General features: G+C 35.8%; 17 protein-coding genes. 12 read left to right on the top strand and 5 right to left on the bottom strand.

All coding sequences use genetic code 11. The features are described 5' to 3' along the window. Nucleotides 1-225 precede the first annotated feature (225 nt). The 3 genes from BKP35_RS10870 (at nucleotide 226) to BKP35_RS10880 (ending at nucleotide 3,880) form a co-directional block, all read left to right on the top strand. Entirely contained in the window at nucleotides 226-1,845 is a 1,620-nt protein-coding gene (locus tag BKP35_RS10870; RefSeq protein ID WP_084031594.1) for a GGDEF domain-containing response regulator, read from the top strand. A gap of 174 nt (nucleotides 1,846-2,019) precedes the next feature. Further along, nucleotides 2,020-2,385 (top strand): response regulator, encoded by a 366-nt coding sequence (locus BKP35_RS10875; protein ID WP_071313380.1) that lies wholly within the window; start codon nucleotides 2,020-2,022, stop codon nucleotides 2,383-2,385. After that, entirely contained in the window at nucleotides 2,378-3,880 is a 1,503-nt protein-coding gene (locus BKP35_RS10880; protein ID WP_071313381.1) for an ATP-binding response regulator, read from the top strand. The genes BKP35_RS10875 and BKP35_RS10880 overlap by 8 nt, the downstream gene beginning before the upstream one ends. 272 nt (nucleotides 3,881-4,152) lie before the next feature. Here BKP35_RS10880 and BKP35_RS10885 read toward each other — a convergent pair whose 3' ends face one another. Together BKP35_RS10885 and BKP35_RS10895 are read right to left on the bottom strand one after the other, a co-directional pair. Next, nucleotides 4,153-5,802, bottom strand: a complete 1,650-nt coding sequence (locus BKP35_RS10885; RefSeq protein WP_071313382.1) for a M20/M25/M40 family metallo-hydrolase — start codon at nucleotides 5,800-5,802, stop codon at nucleotides 4,153-4,155. A 293-nt stretch (nucleotides 5,803-6,095) separates the two neighbouring features. Next, on the bottom strand, nucleotides 6,096-6,983 hold the full coding sequence (locus BKP35_RS10895) for a DUF4309 domain-containing protein (protein WP_071313384.1): 888 nt from the start codon (nucleotides 6,981-6,983) through the stop codon (nucleotides 6,096-6,098). Between the two features lie 344 nt (nucleotides 6,984-7,327). Between BKP35_RS10895 and BKP35_RS10900 the strand changes: the two genes are divergently transcribed. Continuing rightward, complete coding sequence (locus tag BKP35_RS10900) at nucleotides 7,328-8,566, top strand: methyl-accepting chemotaxis protein (protein ID WP_071313385.1); 1,239 nt, start codon at nucleotides 7,328-7,330, stop codon at nucleotides 8,564-8,566. Nucleotides 8,567-8,729: 163 nt separating this feature from the next. Here the strand turns inward: BKP35_RS10900 and BKP35_RS10905 are convergent, their stop codons facing one another. Next, a complete protein-coding gene (locus tag BKP35_RS10905; protein WP_071313386.1) occupies nucleotides 8,730-9,866 on the bottom strand; it encodes an amidohydrolase in 1,137 nt (378 codons plus the stop codon). A gap of 179 nt (nucleotides 9,867-10,045) precedes the next feature. Here BKP35_RS10905 and BKP35_RS10910 point away from each other — a divergent pair, with 179 nt between their 5' ends. The 7 genes from BKP35_RS10910 (at nucleotide 10,046) to BKP35_RS10940 (ending at nucleotide 15,823) form a co-directional block, all read left to right on the top strand. Then, entirely contained in the window at nucleotides 10,046-10,558 is a 513-nt protein-coding gene (locus BKP35_RS10910) for a cytochrome c3 family protein (protein WP_139192856.1), read from the top strand. A 29-nt stretch (nucleotides 10,559-10,587) separates the two neighbouring features. Beyond that, the gene (locus tag BKP35_RS10915; protein WP_071313387.1) at nucleotides 10,588-12,015 is read left to right on the top strand and encodes an ammonia-forming cytochrome c nitrite reductase subunit c552; all 1,428 of its coding nucleotides are present in this window, start codon (nucleotides 10,588-10,590) and stop codon (nucleotides 12,013-12,015) included. A 523-nt stretch (nucleotides 12,016-12,538) separates the two neighbouring features. Further along, nucleotides 12,539-12,901 carry a response regulator gene (locus tag BKP35_RS10920; RefSeq protein ID WP_084031595.1) on the top strand — a complete coding sequence of 121 codons (363 nt, stop codon included), beginning with the start codon at nucleotides 12,539-12,541 and terminating at the stop codon, nucleotides 12,899-12,901. A gap of 20 nt (nucleotides 12,902-12,921) precedes the next feature. Then, nucleotides 12,922-13,923 carry an HD-GYP domain-containing protein gene (locus BKP35_RS10925; protein WP_071313388.1) on the top strand — a complete coding sequence of 334 codons (1,002 nt, stop codon included), beginning with the start codon at nucleotides 12,922-12,924 and terminating at the stop codon, nucleotides 13,921-13,923. A 360-nt stretch (nucleotides 13,924-14,283) separates the two neighbouring features. Then, nucleotides 14,284-14,766: a YqeG family HAD IIIA-type phosphatase gene (locus tag BKP35_RS10930; protein WP_071313389.1), complete on the top strand. Its 483-nt coding sequence runs from the start codon at nucleotides 14,284-14,286 to the stop codon at nucleotides 14,764-14,766. A gap of 127 nt (nucleotides 14,767-14,893) precedes the next feature. Next, on the top strand, nucleotides 14,894-15,412 hold the full coding sequence (locus BKP35_RS10935) for a DUF3189 family protein (protein WP_071313390.1): 519 nt from the start codon (nucleotides 14,894-14,896) through the stop codon (nucleotides 15,410-15,412). A gap of 222 nt (nucleotides 15,413-15,634) precedes the next feature. After that, a complete protein-coding gene (locus BKP35_RS10940; RefSeq protein WP_071313391.1) occupies nucleotides 15,635-15,823 on the top strand; it encodes a hypothetical protein in 189 nt (62 codons plus the stop codon). A gap of 805 nt (nucleotides 15,824-16,628) precedes the next feature. Here BKP35_RS10940 and BKP35_RS10945 read toward each other — a convergent pair. Further along, on the bottom strand, nucleotides 16,629-17,333 hold the full coding sequence (locus BKP35_RS10945; protein WP_071313392.1) for a class I SAM-dependent methyltransferase: 705 nt from the start codon (nucleotides 17,331-17,333) through the stop codon (nucleotides 16,629-16,631). A gap of 599 nt (nucleotides 17,334-17,932) precedes the next feature. Here BKP35_RS10945 and BKP35_RS10955 point away from each other — a divergent pair. After that, nucleotides 17,933-18,190 (top strand): hypothetical protein, encoded by a 258-nt coding sequence (locus tag BKP35_RS10955; RefSeq protein WP_071313394.1) that lies wholly within the window; start codon nucleotides 17,933-17,935, stop codon nucleotides 18,188-18,190. Between the two features lie 225 nt (nucleotides 18,191-18,415). Here BKP35_RS10955 and BKP35_RS10960 read toward each other — a convergent pair whose 3' ends face one another. Then, complete coding sequence (locus BKP35_RS10960; protein ID WP_071313395.1) at nucleotides 18,416-20,842, bottom strand: glycogen/starch/alpha-glucan phosphorylase; 2,427 nt, start codon at nucleotides 20,840-20,842, stop codon at nucleotides 18,416-18,418. Nucleotides 20,843-21,181: the final 339 nt, after the last annotated feature.

Genomic DNA, 21,181 nt, shown 5'->3' on the forward strand with positions numbered 1-21,181 from the left:
TTGATGTCGAATATTACGACTTATAGTTACTTATAGTTCGAAAAATCGAATTTTTCACAATGATTTTTTTTTAGTTAAGTGAGTGAATTTCATAAATACCAAAATGAGCCACATCACGCAATATATAGTTTGTCGATGGTTTTGACGCAACTATATATTGATCTTAGTGCGGCGAGAATAATAAATTATGAAATTCATTAAAGTGAAAGGGGCATTGATTTACAAGTGAGTAAATATCAACAGTTACTTTTTAAGCGAACGAATGAAACGTTGACGCGATGGTCTAAAGAAAAGAAAGTGTTAGGAAAAGACCTTTATCGGTTTTTACATTCGATTAAAGGAACAGCAGCATCTATTGAATTGCCTGAATGGTCAGAAGTGGCTAATGGTCTACTAGAAAATATGGATGAGGATGACTCTTCTTATTGGGAAATAGAAGATGTGACAACATTGCTTTCTTCGATCATTGACCTTAGTAACGAACAACAAAATGATATTTTATGCCCTTCACTCGACAAAGAAATCCTTTTTGAAGGTGAAAAAGACAAACTTGTTTTATTAATAGAAGACGATATTAGTATGCTGACGGTATTAAAAAGCGCATTAGAAGAAGCCGGTTTAATGGTTTTAGTGGCGATGGACGCTGAAAAAGGTATCAACATTTTTTACGATCAAAAGCCTGATTGTGTAATTATAGATTACTATTTACCGGAACAAGATGGGTTAGACGTATTAACTACGATTCAAGAAAAAGCAAATACGTTTTTTATCCCGATTGTCATGATTAGTGGTGATCAGTCGAAAAAAACACGGATTAAAGGGTTCGAGTCTGGGGCTGATGACTTTATTGTAAAACCATTTGATTTGGACGAATTCGTTGTCCGTGTAAAAAGACAATTGCAAAGAAAAGATTTAATAGATTGTGCAGTTTTACTAGATGAATTAACAGGTGCTTACAATCGAAAATTCCTTAATTTAGAAATTGAACGAGAAATATATGAATATACACGCTCTAATGTTTCATTTACGATTGCAATGCTTGATTTGGACCATTTTAAAAACGTCAATGATACGTATGGTCATGCAGTTGGTGATGAGGTTTTAAAGAAGTTTGTTAGTTTTATTAACGAACAAAAGCGACAGTCGGATTACTTAATTCGATACGGTGGAGAAGAGTTTGTTTTATTACTTCCCCGTTCGAAGGCTAAAGATGGCGAGCAAGTTGTAAAAAGATTGTTGAGTGGTTTTTCTAAAGAAGTATTTAATAGTCACGGACGCAGCTTTTCTGTCACTTTTTCTGCAGGGGTAGTTGAAGTTGAAGGGCATGATAAATGTGTTAACCATTGGATGAAGCTAGCTGATGATGCTCTTTACGAAGCCAAAAGAGCAGGACGAAATAAAGTGATGATCAGTGACTCGGATAATAGTAAAAACTTACCGGCATCAAAACCTGTTCACATAGCAATAATTGATGATGATGAAGTTGTAAGAGAGCTTGTTGGAGATCATTTTACAAATTTAGTCATCGATACATATGATATTGACGTTTGTCGTTTTCATAGTGGAAGTGAATTTTTAAACTCACCATGGAGTCAACAGCAAGGGCAATATTTAATTATTCTTGATGTGATGATGCCTGAACTAGACGGATTTGAAGTTCTTCAAGCCATCGGTTGTCAATATCCTGAAAGTCAATTTACCGTTTTAATGTTAACCGGACGTAAATCGGAAAAAGATATCGTTCGAGCATTAGAATTAGGTGCTGATGACTATTTAACGAAACCTTTCGGGATGGGAGAACTTGAAGCGAGGGTGAAGCGGTTATTATTACGGGTGATTCGTTAAAGTAGAATATTCCAATGGTCTTGTATAGATCATTATGTTTTTCGCTTTATCTTGAAGTGCGTGTTCAAAAAGGGGGATAATCAGATCCGAAGAGATTCGACAGCTATGATTACCGGACTTTTTGAACATCCTGTTGAAGCGTCGTGAATAACGAAATGATATGGAGTGATAAATGTGAAGCGGATTTTATTGGCAGAAGATGAAGAAGTACTACGAATGCTTGTCGTTGATTCACTTGAAGATGAAGGCTACGAAATCGATGAAGCAGCTGATGGTATTGAGGCTTTTGGGCTATTACAAACCAATGATTATGACTTAGTCTTATTAGACTATATGATGCCTGGGATGTCAGGTTTGGAACTTATTGAAAAAGTGAGAGCCATTGAAAAATTTAAAGGTTTAGAAATATTAATGCTTACCGCAAAAAGTCAAAAGTCCGATCAAGAAAAAGTAATATCAGCAGGTGCAAATTACTTCTTAGCAAAGCCTTTCAGCCCGAGTGAATTAGTCGCTATTGTTGGAGAGATCTTAAGTGAATAAATATCAAGGTGAGCTTAATACAGACCCGGTAGGTATTCAGTTTATAAGTAACGACGGTACGTTACTTAAGGTTAATTTACAATGGTGTCAAATGATAGGTTTAGATGACATGAGCAAAGTTATTGGTATGAAAAAAGAGAAGTGGCTATCTTATATGAAAAAAAAGTTTCAACAATGTGATGAATTTATTGCATTTGTTGAAACTGTTTTAAATCAAGAAAATAGAGCACAAGAAATGTTTGTCTTAAAAACGAAGTCGCAAGATCCTTCCGTTTTTCAAGTGTATTACGAAACTTTTTTGCAAAGTGAAGACTACAAAGAATTAATGTTTGTGTACCGAGATATTACGAAGGAATTTAAAGTTGATCAACTAAAATCGGAATTTATAAGTACGGTTAACCATGAGTTAAGAACACCATTATCAAGTGTGTTAGGCTTTACAGAATTAATGCTAACGAAAGACTTAAAGCCTGAACGGCAAAAAAAATATTTAACGACGATTCATAAAGAGGCGAAGCGATTAACTTCATTAATCAATGACTTTTTAGATGTACAACGGATGGAAGCTGGAAAACACATATATGAAAAGAAATCGCTTGATGTGATGACCTTAGCAAAAGATGTTGTAGAGTCATTTAAACTTCAATCGCCTTTACATAAATTTATCATTGAAAATACGGCAAAAAATACGATTGTACTAGCAGACCTTGACAAAATGAATCAAATGTTAATGAATTTAATTAGTAATGCAGTTAAGTATTCACCTGATGGTGGGAATGTTACCTTAACTTTTAAAAATAAGGAAAAACAATTATTGATGGAAATAAAGGATGAAGGTTTAGGAATTCCAAAAGATGTTCGTACGCAAATATTTACTAAGTTTTATAGAATTGACAATTCTGATAGACGACAAATCGGTGGGACGGGACTTGGTTTAGCCATTTGTAAAGAGATCGTTAAGGCTCATGAAGGGGAGATTTATTTTACTTCTGAAATCGCCAAAGGAAGTACTTTTACTATTGAACTTCCTGTATTAGAAACGATCGAGCTGGACCTAGAAGTGAATGACCTTATCGATCATAAAAATAAACCAACATTAATGATTGTAGAAGATGATGAGAGCTTAGCATCATTATTAAAAGAGGAATTTAATGAAAGCGGCTTTAATGTTCATCATACAAGTTTCGGTTCAAAGGCACTACCGATGATGAAAAAATATCTTCCTGATGCTGTAGTTTTAGATATTTTGTTAGAAGGTGATCTTGATGGTTGGGCTGTTATTAAGGAAGTAAAAAAAGATGAAAAATTACGCCATGTGCCGATCTTTATTTCGACAGCGCTCGATGAAAAAGATAAGGGACTCGCACTCGGAGCCGATTACTATTTAACAAAACCTTACCAACCAAGTCAATTAACAAAGCTTATACTGCAAACTTTATTACGTAAGGAAAAAAATGGTGAAATTTTAATTCCATCGAAGGAAGATGAAACTTAAAGGGAAAAATGAGCGTAATGAAGCGTTCAATACGCACGGAATAGTGAATAACTGGAAAAACTATGCGTAATGAAGCGTTCAATACGCATGAAATAGTAAAAAAATGGTAGAATGATGCATAATGAAGCGTTCAATACGCACGGAATAGTAAAAAACTAGTAAAACCCTGTACGTTGAAGCAGTCAACATACAGGGTTTTTTCTGAAATTGTAATTTTATTGCATAAAAGAAGATGGCAGCACGACCACCATCTTCTTATTACAATTATTTCATTACTTACACAAGTTTTTTATGACTTCATTGGTTAAATTGGGAACAATTTCTAGTGAGTACGTTAGTTCGACGCGCTCGAATTGCTTATGTGCATCAAAGCCATAAGGTCCGATATTAATGACAGGTACGTTAATGTCGCGGATGGCCTCGTAGTTAACGTACAGCTTTTTACCCCAACAAGGAGTGTTGTTAGAAACGGCATTAATACCCTCAACATCATCACTTAAAGCAACGAAGCTCATATCAGAAATGTAAGGGAAAAAGTTTCTCGTTTCAATAGGATGAGCATAGTTTGGTTGCATTTTATTCACTGCTTTTTCTAATGAAGTGATTAAGTTTTCTTCTAATGCATTTTTACCGGTCACTTCAATTCTAGGTGAATATAATGATGAGTAAAAAACTATGATTGCAGGGCTACGGTCTGGCATCCACTTCCACGCTTCTTCAACAACTTTTGCACTGAACATCCGTGTGTCTAACTGTTTGTCCAATAAAAGCGTTTCTTTAAAATCCGTCATATGGGTTACGAAACGCTCTCCGTGTTCTGCGATAATACACTTTTCCATCTCTTCATAAGTCATTACGCGCGTTTGCCATGGAACTTCAACGTACGGCTGCTTACTCATTTTACTAAATTTCTCGTATCGTTGTTTGAAAGTTGTTAAAGCATTCGTCATGGCGATTTCTGCTTGTCGTTTTAATATTTCAAGTACTTCTTTAGGAGACCAAGAGTGAATAAAGAAGTTAAAATATACGTAAGCTGATAAAGCTGTTTGTACAGTGTAAGAAGGCTTTAAGTCCATTTGCTTTAAAGAGACAGGTGGTGTCGTCGTTTCACCGAAAGCTTCATTACAAAGTTCTGGATTGTAGTTGATTTGCCTCGTTAGTTCTGCGGCAATAAAATTCGGATCGATCCCTTCAAAACATGCACCGACATGAGTCTCAGATCCTGTAATAAAAAAGGATGGAAGTAATTTCCCGACTGTTCCTTTATAAATATAACGGTTTTCGTCGCCTTCAAAACGTGGGGCGACAAAATCAGAATTAATGGCACCGACATACTCAAAGGAATGTTCGTCCTTTAAAGCTTTTAACTCGTCCAAAGCTGATAATATCCCGCGTGAGCCGTCTTCTTCATCGCATTCAACGACAACGACTAAGTTCCCATCTAGTTCTTCAGGGTGTTCAGAATAATATTTTAATAAAAATAAGTTACTAGCAACCCCACTTTTCATATCGAGCACACCTCTACCAAACAAGTAATCATCGGAATTTAAATGCTCTTCTACTAGTGGAGGGAGTTGCTCCTGCTTTAATGAGTTCATCAGCTCATCAGGGTCACAAGCTTGATCTTTTAAATGATTAAAATCATCTGTACCAACAGTATCCATATGTCCTATTAAAATGATGGTTTTATTGCTTTTGCTCTTTGTCCCTTTTACATAAGCAATCACATTATAGCGTTCTTGTTCATCATCTGTTGTTTGTTGCTTCATTACTTGAGTTGGGTTTTCTCTAAAATAATCATATTGAGAAATTAACGTAAAAACCGCTTGGCTAATTTCTTTTTCTCCTTCTGTATTAACGATGCTCTCTATATTCACAAGTTGTTTTGTTAAAAAAAGTAGTTCCTCACGGCAATTTAACATTATGATACCCCTTTACAATTAAAAATGTATACGGATTCATTATAAACGATTAATTGCTATCGGGGAAATGTAAACCGCTTACTTTACGATAAGTAACCGTAGGAGCATTTCTTTCTAATATGGAAAAGAACGAGCAATTTCCCTCACTTCGCTGAAAATTCTATCGAATTTTAGAGGCTCGTTCAGGAAATTACTCATTCTTTTTTTCGTAAAAAACCATCCTGATGATGCAGTGTCACCATTTACGATGTAAAAGTCAGGCGAGGCCGCAGCCAAACCAACAAACCAACTAGCTACAAACCAACAAACCAACTACCCTCTGTTAAAATCACATCTCGTACGCTTTGTGTTTGTTTATCGCCTGATATATATAACGTATATTCGCCTGCTTCATAAAGGAAATACGGTTCATTTTCCATCTCGTTAAATCCTTCATAGGTTGGCGTTCCTAAGGTTTCTTCAACTTCGTCCAATGTGATTTTTAAGCGATCTCCTTTATAAGCGACAGCTGTCACGCGATCGTCGTCCTCATTATAAAAATAAGTATCTTCAGGATAAAAGAGGTATGGGCTACCTTCATAAAACCCGTGTTCCATTGCTGGAGGGCGTTCCTCTTTTATTGTTGAGATATTCGTTCCAATCGGGTGTTCAACACCAATTAACTTTCCTTCTGCTGCTTTAATTAAGGTTTCTTCCGTTAACGTTAAATTGTGGTATGGGTGATAATTAGCATCAGCACTTTTCCATAAGTCATACCAATATTGACCTAATTCATAGCCATGCTCGATGGTATCATCGTTATAAACCGTTTCGTCAATGACTAGAAAAGTTGATGTTGCTTGATCGAACTGCCAAGTTTTGAAAATCCAGCTAGCATCGTTAGGATCATCACCATCATGTTTGACAGTTTGATAAATTTCATTGTTAATCTTTTTGAAATTGGGAAGGTCATCTCCGTGATTAATGTCGTTATAAGTATTTTTAAAATCAGCTTTTGTGACTTCATTCATATCACTATTTATTTGTTCAGCTACTGTTGTATCAATGTCATGTACGGTATTTGGCTGCGCAGCTTCTGCTCGTTGGTATTTTTCAAGACTTGCTTCATTTATATACTGTATTTCAGCTGCGGAACAGCCTATTAAAAAGAGGCTAAAAGTTATTAAAAGTATACGCTTCACACGTTCTCCTCCGTTCCCTATTAAAATAGCTTTTTTCTTAAACTATTACTTCTCAAGTGAAAATATGCATTTCATTTATAAGGAGGTATAGTTGTTTACACTCTTAATACATTTGACGTTGCATATCATGAAAAGTTACAAAATTAAGTTATAGTATTCTGATACCCACTTTTACTCATTTATATACGTACGAGAAAACTCCGAAGCATCATTAACTCAAAACTCAACATTCAAAACTTAATTGTTTACTAGGTTTTCAGTGGACTTCCATTCATTTTTTATAGTAGACTAGTATCTAGGATAAAAGACATAGAAGGAAATTCGTTTTAGGAGGAGTAATTTTAATGAAGCTTTGGAATAGCTTAAAACTAAGGTTTATAACGATAATTGTTGTTATTTTATTAGTAAATTCAACGATTTCTAGTTTTATATTAGGTGCGATAGAATTGGCGGGGTTAGACTTAGGGATTATTGGAGTATTTTTATCAACCTTTATGAATGTGATTGTTGCAACGGCTTTAATTGGCTTTTTAATGAACATCTTCATTTTAAAACCGATTAAAATATTAGAGAAAAAAATGGCTCAGTTTGAAGAGGGAGACATGACGACGAGGGTCAATTTTAAAGGGAAGGATGAAGTCGCTAAACTCGGTCGAAGATTAGATCGTCTTTTTGATAATATTGAAAGTTTTCAAACGAAGCAGCAAAATCAACTTCAACGTCTAGAAGTTGAAACGGAAAATATTTATGAACAAATAGATTACTTAACGGGCAAATCATCAGAGGTTAATAAAGTAACTGATGAAATTAGTGCGGAAACTCAAAATCAGTTAGCTGTTTATGAAGAAACTGCTTCTTCAGCTGAGAGTGTCGGCGAAAGTATGGTTACGATTAATGACCAGCTTGACCGTTTAACAGAATCATTTAATATGATGAACGATATGGCGAAAAAAGGCAAAGGTAATATAACGAGAATTAATGATACAATGGATAATATTTCAAATGAAGTGCAAGTATCTAGTAATGACTTAGTTACGTTATCAAAAAAGGTAACGGAAATTAAAGAAGTTTTATCATTAATTAATGAGATTTCTGAGCAAACGAATTTACTAGCGTTAAATGCTTCAATTGAAGCAGCAAGAGCTGGTGAACACGGCAGGGGCTTTGAAGTCGTAGCTAATGAAGTACGTAAGCTTGCGGAAAGTTCGGGAAATGCAACAAAGCAAATTACGGAAACGGTCAATGCGATTATTGAGGACGTAGATGTGTCTGTAAATCGTTCCAAAGATAGAGCTGGAACGATTTCTAAAAGTACGGATTACGTCAATGATATTAGTGAGAGTTTCGAGCAGATTACGAAGACAATCCTTAATAATACGAATTTTATCAACAAAATCAATGATAATACTGAGAAAATTACTAGTTCTACTCAAGAGGTAGCTTCGGCTTTGGATGACGTTACGAATAAAAACGATGATACCACAGGCAAAATCATTTCAATCAGTGAGCAAATAAACGAACAAAATGCAAGAATGTTAGAAATACGCAAGGCGACTGTGCGCCTGCAAAAGATTTTTGATTAAATAAGTTTTGGCAGATTATTTTATAAAACGAAAAAGGGTCTGTCCCAAAAGTGTTTGACACTTATTTTGGGACAGACCCTTTTTTAAAAAGAATAGTTTTATATTTTTTGTACTTGGAAAGACGCCTTACTCTAAGACCGTTGACCGAATTTGCTATAGTCCTTTACGCTTCAAACACAACTTCGCCATCAATAATTGTTTTTTCAACGTTAGCAGTAACGTCGAATGGGTGGCTACTCCAAATGACAAGATCTGCATCCTTCCCTTTTTCTAGTGACCCGAGGCGATCTTCAATGCCGATATGTTTTGCAGCATTTAATGTGACCGACTTCCAGGCACTAGCTTCGTTCAAGCCATTTTTCACCGCTTGAGCAACTGATGTAATTAAATACTCGATGCCAACGACTGGGTGGTCAGTTGTAATTGCAAAAGGAACACCGACTTCTTCAAGTGCAAGAAGTGTGTGCCAACCTTTATCAGCATTTTCTACTTTTGACCTCGAAGACATTGTCGGACCGACGGCAACGATAACATCATGTTTTTTAATATAATCAGCTATTTTATGCCCTTCTGTACAATGCTCAATTGTCACATCGATATCAAATTCCTTCACTAGGCGAAGGAGAGTGACAATATCATCAGCGCGATGAGCATGGGCACGAAGTGGAATTTCCTTTTTAAGGACTTTTACTAAATTTTCCAATCCTAAATCACGTGGTACATTTTCACCATTTTCTAGTTTTTGCAAATAATTTTGTGCTTTAATGAACTCTTGGCGAAATACGGCAGCCACTCCCATTCTCGTTTTGGCTGTTTTCTCGCCGTGAACTCGTTTCGGGTTTTCTCCGAATGCTGCTTTCATTCCAGATGGACTTTTGACAATCATTTCATCAACAATCGTTCCGACCGTTTTCACCGTAATAATTTCCCCACCGATAACGTTAGCACTTCCAGGTAATATTTGAACAGTGGTCACTCCTGATTGACGTGCGACTTCAAACCCTTTTTCCATCGGGTTAATTCCGTCCAATGCACGGACATAAGGTGTAGAGGCTGACGTAATTTCATTAAAGTCTGCACCAGCTGGCCCAATACCTTCTTCATGAACCCCTAAATGTGTATGTACATCAATAATACCAGGAGTAATTGTTTTTCCTGTTAGATCAAAAACTTCAGCATTGTCTGGGATGTCTATATTCAGACCAACTTCTTTAATTTTATCGCTTTCAACGAGGAGCGTCCCTTCTTTTAATACTTCACCATTTCCTACAATAATTGTCGCGTTAATATATGCTTGCATGAAAATCCCCCTAAATGAATATGAATTTAATTCGCTTTGCTAAATAAATCATAAAATAGATTTCACCAATTGTAAAATCATATAACAAAGTGAAAAAAATCTATGAAAAAATGTGTAAAAATATGTGAGTTGGAAATACATGAAGATAGAAACTTACGGAAAGGAGATGAGTTGTGCTAATGAAGAGGCTGAAAGAAAGGTTTAAAGACATGAATAATAAATTGCTTTTTTTCGTGTTATTAGGAGTTTTGATCGGTATCATTGTTTATGCAGGAACAGTAACAGCGATTAAAGCTACCGATACTGGCGAGTTTTGTTCAAGTTGTCACGTCATGGGGACAGTTTATGAAGCGTTTACGCAATCTCCACATGCAAGGCTCGACTGTAACGATTGTCATGCACCGACAGATAACGTTGTAAATAAAATGGCGTTTAAAGCTAGAGCAGGTATTGGACATATATATATGAACACAATAGGTGCCAGTCAAATTCCTGATGTTCTTCATGCAACAGATGATTCTGTTGATGTAATCAATCAAAATTGCATTAGCTGTCATCAATATACGATTGATAATGTCGCTCACGATTCAAAAGGTACTTGTATTGATTGTCATCGTCATGTCCCACATGGATTAGGTATTTTTAAAACGTCAGATTGGCATTTGAAATTAAATATTGACGCAGCGAAATAAAATTTTTATAGAAGAAAGGGTGATTTAATTTGAAAAAAATACAACTATTTATTTTAGCTCTCGCGCTATTTATATTACCAGCTTGTTTAAGCCCAGAAGATTTAACTGTTGATGAAACAGAACCTTTAACAGATTTATCTCCTGATGAATATGTAAATACTGCATTTAAAGATGCATTTCCGATACATTATGAAAGTTACTTAAGAAACATGGGCAACGGTAGACCACCGGTTTCGAAGTTTATCCCAGACTATGAGCCGTACTTACCTATTTTGTTTGCCGGATTTCCTTTTGAACAGGAATATAATACGACTAGAGGACATCCTTATGCAGTTGAAGATGTATTGTCAATTGCCAGAATCGGTGACCGCTCGATCGGTTCGTGTATGACGTGTAAAAGTTCGACAGTAACGCCATTATTAAAAGAATTCGGTGATGATTATTGGTCAGCTAATTTTAGAGGAGATATTGTTCCGAGAATGGAAGAGTTAGCTGCTGTAGGAGCATCAGAAGAACTTGGTGAATTTGGACATGTTTCGATTGGTTGTTCTGATTGTCATGATCCAGTGACGATGGAGTTAAGAATAACTCGTCCGTCACTAACACATGCTTTGGCTCGCCAAGGTATCGATGTTACCGAGGCAACGAGAAATGAAATGCGTACTTACGTATGTGCTCAATGTCACGTTGAGTATTATTTTGAACCTGAGTTAGAAAAAGTACGTTTCCCTTGGGATTACGGAACAAAACCTGAGGAAATGTTGCATTATTTTGAAACAACGGCGATCGAGGAAGGGTTTGATTATGATTATATTCACGCCGTATCGGGAGCACCAATTTTAAAAGCACAGCACCCAGAATATGAAATGTGGAGTTATGGCTCGCATGGGCGTGCAGAAGTTTCTTGCGCAGATTGCCATATGCCATTTGAACGAAGAGATGATCGAAGAAAGATTTCATCCCACTTTTGGGCTTCTCCTTTAGAAAACATTGAAACCTCTTGTCGCACGTGTCACTCTGATAAAACTGAGAGGTATCTTATTGACCGTGTTGGTGATATTCAGGAACGTCACTTAGAGGCTGTTCATGAGGCTCAAGATTTAACGGTTGAAGCACATTACTTTGTTAACCGAATGATTACAGCAGGTGCACCAGACGATAAAATTGAACAAGCTCAGCAGTATGTTCGTGAAGGTCAATGGTATACAGATATTATTGCTGCAGAAAACTCTGATGGCTTCCATAACCCACAAGGGTCGATGGACACATTAAGGATGGCATCTGATGCATCTAACAATGCAATAAAGCTAGCGATTGAAGAACTATCGAACTTAAACGTAGATCTAGGTGAGCTCCGTACAGAAATTGAAAATGTAAAAGAAGCTGTTTTAAATGAAGAAGATCCGTTTGAAAAACATACACACGCAACAAACAACTTCTTCCCAGCACAAAACTAGTTAAAATAGAAAAAATATGAAAATGTCAGTTCTTCTTTATACTCTAGTTGTGTTTTATCACATAGCGAGTATATAAGGGAACTGACATTTTTTGTTTTTTTTGCTTACTAGATGGTGACAGAGTAACGTCATGACGATTTTGTATGAAAAAAGTCGAATGATTTCGTGAACGAGCCTCTGAGATTCGGAAGAAGGTCAAAGCGAAGTGAAGGAAATCATTCGACTTTTCCATATTAAATAGTGGCGATACTTCGTCATGCGCGTTTTGTATGGAGAATAACTCTGGTGGTCGGTTTTCTTACTAAAAATAGATTTATCTGTCTACTTCAACAAGTTTTATTATGAAACATGTTGAAACGACATTCAATTCAAAGTAAAATGAACATAGAATTAAATCGATAGTCATAGTTATTTGTTACTATGAAAAAAGTCTATTTTTATATTAAATATTATTCTGTTACTTTAAAAGTCCAATTTCGATTTGATTTTATACATACAATGTAATACCAGGAGGGGAAATAGCTTGGCACGAGTTTTGATAGTCGATGATGCGGCATTTATGAGAATGACGTTAAAAAATATCATGACAGAAGCTGGTCATGACGTAGTAGGGGAAGCTGGAGATGGAATACAGGCGATTGAACAATATAAAGCGACACAACCTGAGCTAGTAACAATGGATATAACGATGCCAGAAATGGATGGAATCGAGGCATTAAAAGAAATTAAAAACTTTGATCCAAATGCGAAAATAGTTATGTGTTCAGCGATGGGACAACAAGGTATGGTTATTGAGGCAATACAGTCGGGGGCTGCAGATTTTATCGTAAAGCCGTTCAATGCTGAACGAATCAACGAATCGATCGGTAAAGTATTGTCTAGATAAAGCTGTAAGGAGTTTTTAAAATGAGAATGATCGGTATCGATGAATATGATAAAAATACGATGCAATTAGCAGAACCTATTTATGATTTTAAGAAAAGGGTTTTACTTGCTAGTGGCTCAACTATTCATCCGAAGTATATGGAGAAGTTAAAAGAGATAGGTATTAGAAGTTTAATTATTGAGGATGCGAAATCAGCAGGAATAACGCTTGATGAAATGATAGATATGCCAACATGGATTGACGCAATTGCTGTTGTTGAGAAAGCCTTTGATCAAGTAAAAGCTGGAAAAGAATTACCGTTAATAGAACTGCAACAGACGGTAAAAAAATTAATTGGTGAAGTATCGGCACGTAAAGCAATCGTACTAATTCCAACATCTACGATCGCTGATAACTTAGCACAGTACGCTCATGCTGTAAATGTAGCCTTAATTTCTCTGCAAATTGGAATTAAATTAAAATTTGATCAACTAAAGCTCAATGGCTTAGGATTAGGTTGTTTACTCCATGACATTGGTAAAGCAGTGACAGATGATCATGCACTACATCCAGAAAAAGGGTTTCAACTTCTAAAGTCAAACCGTGAATTAAGTTTGTTAGTCACCCATATCGCTTTTCAGCATCACGAGTCATTTGATGGTTCTGGATTTCCTAGAGGAATAAAGGGAAACGATATTCTTGACTACGCTCAAGTGTGCAGTGTAGCTAATGACTATGAAAATATGATCTCTAAAGAAGAGGTTCAACCACATGAAGCACTAGAAAGAATTATGGCGTTATCGGAGAAAAAGTATAGTCATAGTGCTGTTTTAAGTTTTACAAATGGAATTATTAGCTACCCACCAGGGACACATGTACGGCTAAACAATGGGCTTCTTGGCATTGTCACTAGAATAGAAAGTCATCTTCACCGACCAATTGTTAAAGTGCAAGGAATAAATAAAGAACTCGATTTAAGTGAACAGTCTACGATGTTTATTGAAAAAGTGTATAATGATGACCTTGTAGAAAATCGAGATTAAGTTCAATGAATTTCATAATTCATTATTCTCGCTACTTAGATCAATATATAGTTGCGTCAAAATCATTCGCAAATTATATATTGCGTGATGTGGCTCATTTTTGGTAATTATGAAATTCACTCAGTTACATGAAGGAAAAATTTCTTTCCTTCATGTTTTTTGTGTAAAAAAAGGCGTACAGTTGGTTTGTGGTTTGTGGTTTGTAGGATAGTTGGAAATGGAAGCATTCGCTTCGCAGTGTGTCGGTATTTTTGCTTTGTTTATTTGCTTTAATAAATGGTATAAATAAAATATGTGTAATACTATCGTTAAGTGGAAAAATAAATAGACGAATTTTAAACAGAAAGATGTGATTTCGAAATGAAATTTTTAAAACCGAATTATGAATTTGAACATTTTACCGATGTATCTCTAGATTTTTTAAGAAACCATAATGTGAAAGCGATTTTTTCGGATTTAGATAGTACGCTTGCGGCGCATGACGAATTAGGTGATGACGAGTTTACGAAATGGCATGAAAAGTTAGAAAGTAACGGAGTGAAGCTTATCGTTGTCTCAAATAACAGTCAAGGAAGAGTGGATCGTTTCACAAAACCTTACAATATTATTGGCAATGGAATGTGCGGAAAGCCGTTGCCGAGTAAAATAAAAAAAATTATGAAGGAAGTCGGTGTAACGAGTGAAGATAGCCTTTTTTTAGGTGACCAATTATTTACAGACGTTTTATGCGGGAAAATGCTAGGGATGAAAACAGTACTCGTGCATCCGTTAGGTGAGGAGCATGAGCCTTGGACAGTTAGATGGAAAAGAGGTCTCGAGGCAAGCATAAAAAAACGCTGGTAAGTAAATACTATCAAGGAAATTTTACATATGACGTTTAGCTAATATATTTTTTGACAAGGAGTAAAAAGCCTTTGTTTTGTGATTAGATGACCTTAGTGTAAAAAACCTTTGATAGAGGATGTTGCAAATGATTTACATTTATAACTGTTATGGGGGGACTCATTCTTCAGCAATGGCCGCAGCATATCATTTAAAGAAACTTCCTGAAGACCGAATTCCTAGTAAAGAAGAGATTTTAAACATTGATATCTTCAATAAATTAACCCCGAAAGATATGGGGAGAATTATTTTTCATGGGATAGATGAGGACGGCCATAAAGTATATACACTTGGTCGCGGTAGTTCAAAAGCGATGATTCCTGCTTTGAATGAGCTTTTTTTACTCCTTAACGACGGTACAAAAACAGATAAAGTGATATTCTCAAATGCATCCCCGACGGTCCCTTTAGCAATGACTTTCGGAGGCTTGTTTTCAAGACGTTTACATATTGATTTTATTGGTATCCCTCTTTTAGTTAAAGGAGCCAAACAAACATACCATAATACAATAACCTTAGTGAAGCGAACAATCGAGATTGGTAAAACGACGAAAAATCAAATAGAGATTTTAGAAAATAAAAATTTAGAAGTGAATAAATTGTTTTAATTTTCAACAGAGAGGCTGTCCTAAAAACAAAGTGTTAGGGACCGTTAGGTAAGGTACACCAATATAGACGAATGTTAAATCTATACGTCTATATTTAGTAGTATAGTTTACCGGGCGATCTGACACTTATGGGAGAGTCTTTTTTGTCGAAAAAACTTCCTCAAGTTTTAGACAAGCTATGAGTATATATAAATAAATACTCTTTATAATGGGGGAGAGACAATGAATATAGTAGACCAAATTATTTATGATATTGAATTACTAGGAAATGAAGACTTAGGAAGAGAATTACTTGAAGTTGTAAAGCATGAGCAAAGCCAAAATAAACAGTACCAGGTCATCCTTCATCAAGTCATTAAAGTTGATCGTAAAACGTACACAGTAATTATTAATTATTTGCAAAAATATTAGTTGATGTTTTTTGGGTTCGGTCTGTCTTATCTTGCTTATGCATTGAGCGATGATGTTTCGAAGTATGGGGGGAGTGTGCAGTAAAACAGGGATTGATGTGTAAATTAGTGTAAGTGCCTGAATTCAACTAAAAGGGAACGCAAGATGATCTCGCGTTCCCGAACAAAACGTCACTTCACCCAAAAGGGAACGCAAGATGATCTCGCGTTCCCGAACAAAACGTCACTTCACCCAAAAGGTAACGCGAGACCTTCTCGCGTTCCCGAACAAAGCGTCACTTTACCCAAAAGGTAACGCGAGACCTTCTCGCGTTCCCGAACAAAACGTCACTTCACCCAAAAGGTAACGCGAGACCTTCTCGCGTTACCGAACAAAGCGTCACTTTACCCAAAAGGTAACGCGAGACCTTCTCGCGTTCCCGAACAAAACGTCACTTTACCCAAAAGGTAACGCGAGACCTTCTCGCGTTACCGAACAAAACGTCACTTCACCCAAAAGGTAACGCGAGATCTTCTCGCGTTCCCGAACAAAGCGTCACTTTACCCAAAAGGTAACGCGAGACCTTCTCGCGTTCCCGAACAAAGCGTCACTTTACCCAAAAGGTAACGCGAGATCTTCTCCCGTGCCCGAACAAAGCGTCACACTCACCAAAAGGAACGCAAGATCTTCTCGCATGCCGACCCCATAAGGAACCCAACTACAGCATACTCTCCCCATAGTGCATACTACCGAGCGAGTGCGAATTACTGCGCATAACCCCCATAATATAAAGCAACAATATATGTGGAGCCCTACCATCGTTCATTTATTTCGTAGCTTCAACAACTAACGCAGGAGATGTTATTTCGAATGGTTCTCCTTTAAAAGATCCATACATATTTACCGTGAAATTAGCTTCCCGCAAAATTTGGCCTAATTGTTCACTAGTTAGTGGGAGTAATGAGACTTCGTTTTCATATGTTTGGTCTGCAACGGTTAGGGTACCTTTGAAGATAATTTTATCTTGTTGGTGTTCATACGTACGGTAAAAGGCTATGTTTTCACGCTCTATGTCTGGAAGCTTCGTAATTCCATCGCTTAACACTCGATCATAATTGACGGTTTGTATGAATAGCTTTCCACCCGCATCTAATAAATCGTACATTTCGGAAACTACGTTCGCTACATCTTCGAAGCTTTGCAGGTGAACAAACGAGTTACCAATGCAAATAATCGTGGTAAAACGAGTTTCTTGAAATTGATCAAGCTCTTCCATTGCTAATTGATGTGTCTCAATAGGAACATTATTTGCTGCAGCTTTTTCTTTAATTTTTTCAACCATATTCTGATCTAAATCCGTCGCTGTAACTTTGTATCCTAATTTAGCTAAAGCTATAGAATGATTTCCTGTGCCAGCTGCTAAATCCAAAATAGGACCTTTGGTAATTTTACTTTTTATAAAAGTAACCGATTGCTCATTTAGTGGGAAAATAGTGTCGTAAAATTCACTTAATTGCTTATAAAAATTCATCGTTTTCAACCTCGTTTTTTATTTGTGTTTACTAAAAGGGTAACTTTTAGCTTTTGGTACACGCCATGCTAAGAAAGTACCTTTCATTTATTGTACCATTATTTTTTTAACACTTCTAAGTTTGCGGTTATACTTTCTCGTTTTTAAAAGATGTCTTGATGAATTGTAATAAAAATATTTGACATGGTGCCAATTTCTCCAAAACGTGTACCATTGAATTTTAAATTTTATCCAATAAGTAAAACAGAATGTCTTCCAGCTATTCGGTAATTTATATGGCATCTTCAATACGCTTCCCCCTCTAGTAACTATCTCTCTGTTGAATTTGCTCCTTCTAAATTTATATGTTTAAAAGATTGAAATTATCATCGACAAATGTTCGCATAAATTCCAATAAATTAGAAAATGTTAGCAAATATTTGTAGCATTTGTGAAGTCTATTGAATAAACCAGGATTTAATAGTAAAGTAGATTTATAAGATAAGTGAATGACTTCACTAATAGAGAGAACTATTTTGGGAGTTAATAAAAATTTTTTAAAAGGAATTGTGAAGTTGTTCACAAATTAAATGAAATAACTATCTGAGGGGGAACTTCTTATGTTACTTGAAATTAGTCAAAACGCAGCAAACTTTTATAAAAATGAATTTTCATTACAAGGAAATGAAGCAATTCGTCTATTCGTTCGAGGTGCTGAAGGCTTCTTTTTAGGAGTAGAAAAAGATCTTTTAGAAGAAGAAGCTCACGTAATCGAAGTGAATGGAGTTAAGTTCTTTATCACCGAAAACGATCAATGGCATTTTGAAGGGAAAAAATTAGATTTCGATGCAAAATCAGAGCAGATGATCCTTTCTTAAAGTTTTGAATAATTTTGCCGAAAAAATATACATGGGAAAAGAGATAATCAAGAGCTAATTTAAAGCCCTTGATTATCTCTTTTTTGATTTTAGATAGCAAATAGGGTCTTTTGGACAACAAACTAAAATAATTGGACAACAAAAACTAGTAACTGGACAACAAACCACAAGAATTGGACAGCAAAAACGAGAAATTGGACAACTAAAGAATTACATAATTAATACTTAAAAACGTGGTCTGATCCCCCAAATCTCTGTTGCATACTGTTGAATCGTTCGATCGCTCGAAAACTTTCCGGAATGAGCGATGTTTGTGATGCTCATCGAAAGCCATTTTTGTTGGTCGCGGTAGGTTTGATCAACGAGTTCGTGAGCTTCACAATATGAGTCAAAATCTTTCAGCACAAAATATTCGTCGTTGTTAGAAAGGATGGAATAGTAAATATCTTTAAATTCACTTTCCCCACCAGGAAGATGGTTACCCATCAGTTCATCTAACACCTTTTTGATTCGGAAATCGATATTGTAAATATCTCGGGCGCGATATGTTTTTTCACTATAAAGTTTTAGTACTTCTTCTGCTTTCAGCCCGAAAAGAAATATATTGTCGTTCCCTACGCATTCGCTTATCTCAATATTAGCTCCATCCAATGTTCCAAGTGTGATCGCACCGTTCATCATAAATTTCATATTTCCCGTACCGGAGGCTTCTTTACTAGCAGTTGAAATTTGTTCACTAACATCAGCAGCAGGCATAATTTTTTCAGCTAATGAAACGCTATAGTTTTCTAAAAAGACAACCTTTAGTTTATTTTGGATACGTGGATCCTTATTAACAACTGTAGCAACAGCGTTAATCAGCTTAATAATTTTTTTTGCAAAATGATAGCCAGGTGCTGCCTTACCACCGAAAATAAACGTACGAGGGGTGATATCGATATTCGGATTTTCCGATAATATATGATAAAGGTGAATGATGTGAAATATATTTAGTAATTGTCGTTTGTAAGCATGTAACCTTTTTACTTGAACATCGAATATTGAATTGGTATCTACAGTAATTCCGTTGTGCTCTTTAATATATCTTGCTAACTTTTCTTTGTTCATTCTTTTTACTTGAGCGACTTTTTCTTGGAATGCTGTATCCTTCGAATATTTAATTAAGTTAGTCAGTTCTTTCGGATGAGCAATCCATCTATTACCAATCGTCTCTGTGATTAAAGAAGCAAGGTCGGGGTTAACGTTTAAAAGCCAGCGCCGATGGGTAATACCGTTTGTTTTATTATTAAATTTCTGTGGATAAAGTTTATAAAAATCTTTCATTTCTTTTGTTTTTAAAATTTCTGTATGAATTTTGGCAACTCCATTAACAGAATAGGAAGCAACGATCGCTAAATGCGCCATGCGAATTTCGCCATTTCCAATAATCGCAAGAGCAGAAATTTTATTCCACTCATAAGGATAAAGATCCCAAAGCTCACGGCAATAACGTTCGTTAATTTCTTCGACGATCATAAATATTCTTGGCAATAACTCTTTCACCATTGTGACAGGCCATTTTTCTAGCGCTTCACTTAATGTTGTATGGTTCGTAAATGAGACGGTCCGTTTTGTAATTCTCCAAGCATCTTCCCAGCTTAAACCTTCTTCATCAAGGAGAATTCGCATTAATTCTGGGATTACTAATACAGGATGAGTATCATTTATATGAACACCAATTTTTTCAGGGAGTTGTAATAAATCCGCACTATATTTTGCTTTGAACTGTTTAATAATACTTTGAATACCTGCAGAAACGAGGAAATACTGCTGTTTTAATCTTAAGAGCTTTCCATCATACGTTGAATCATCAGGATATAAAAATCCGGAAATATCTTCGATGGAACGTTTATATTGTAAAAAATGGTAATAGTCATTTTTATTCGAAGTGAAGAAATTGAAGTCTTCTCTACATGATTCAGCACTCCAAAGCCGAAGCGTATTGACCGTTTCGTTTTGATATCCAACAACAGGAACGTCATAAGGGACCGCTAATACAGTGTCGTAATTTTTATGGTGAAACTGAAGTTTCTCATCGACTTCAACCATATCGACATATCCACCGAACTTTACTTCAACGGCACGATCAGGGCGTCTTACCTCCCAAACATAACTTTCTTGAAGCCAATAATCAGGTAGTTCAACTTGGTACCCATTAATAATTTTTTGTTCAAACAAGCCATATTTGTAGCGAATCCCGCAACCGTGTCCAGGGAGGTTGAGAGAGGCGAGGGAGTCGAGAAAGCAAGCGGCAAGTCTCCCTAAGCCACCATTTCCAAGCCCGGCATCGTGTTCTTCTTCAAAAATATTTTCTAAGTTAAATCCAAGCTCTTTTAATCCTTCTTTAATTATTAAAAATTGTCCTGAGTTTTCAATATTCGTTTGTAAAAGTCGCCCCATTAAAAATTCCATTGAAAAATAGTAAACTTGTTTTTGCTTATTTTCTTGATAATAAGTTGTCGTATCAATCCAATTTTTTGAGACGTTTTCTCGCACGAGTTGCCCTAGTGTTTTATAAACATCATTATTTGTTGCGTCGTTAATACTTTTACTCAGTTTCGTTTCAAGCCTTTTTTTAAAAGTTGTTTTAAAGTCTTCTATTGAACAAAACATATATCCACTCCTCATTTAAGTTTTTTCCATAAAAATAACGAAATGAAGAAAAAACTTCTCTGTATTTGTATTTAAATTCAATGAATTTCATAATTCATTATTCTCGCCACTAAGTTCAATATATAGTTGCGTCAAAACCATTCGCAAACTATATTGCTTGATGCGGCTCATTTTTGGTAATTATGAAATTCACTCATAGAAAACTCCCATAAAAAAATTTATGTTGTCAAAAAAAAAACATGTTATCTTTATTTAAAATAACGGATGATGTCTGACGTCATACATGAAAAAAGTTTGATTAATATTTAACCTTTTTGGAAATTGTAAGCATGAAACTAA

Origin of the sequence: Anaerobacillus arseniciselenatis (assembly GCF_001865995.1) — a bacterium.
GTDB classification, from domain to species: Bacteria; Bacillota; Bacilli; order Bacillales; family Anaerobacillaceae; genus Anaerobacillus; species Anaerobacillus arseniciselenatis.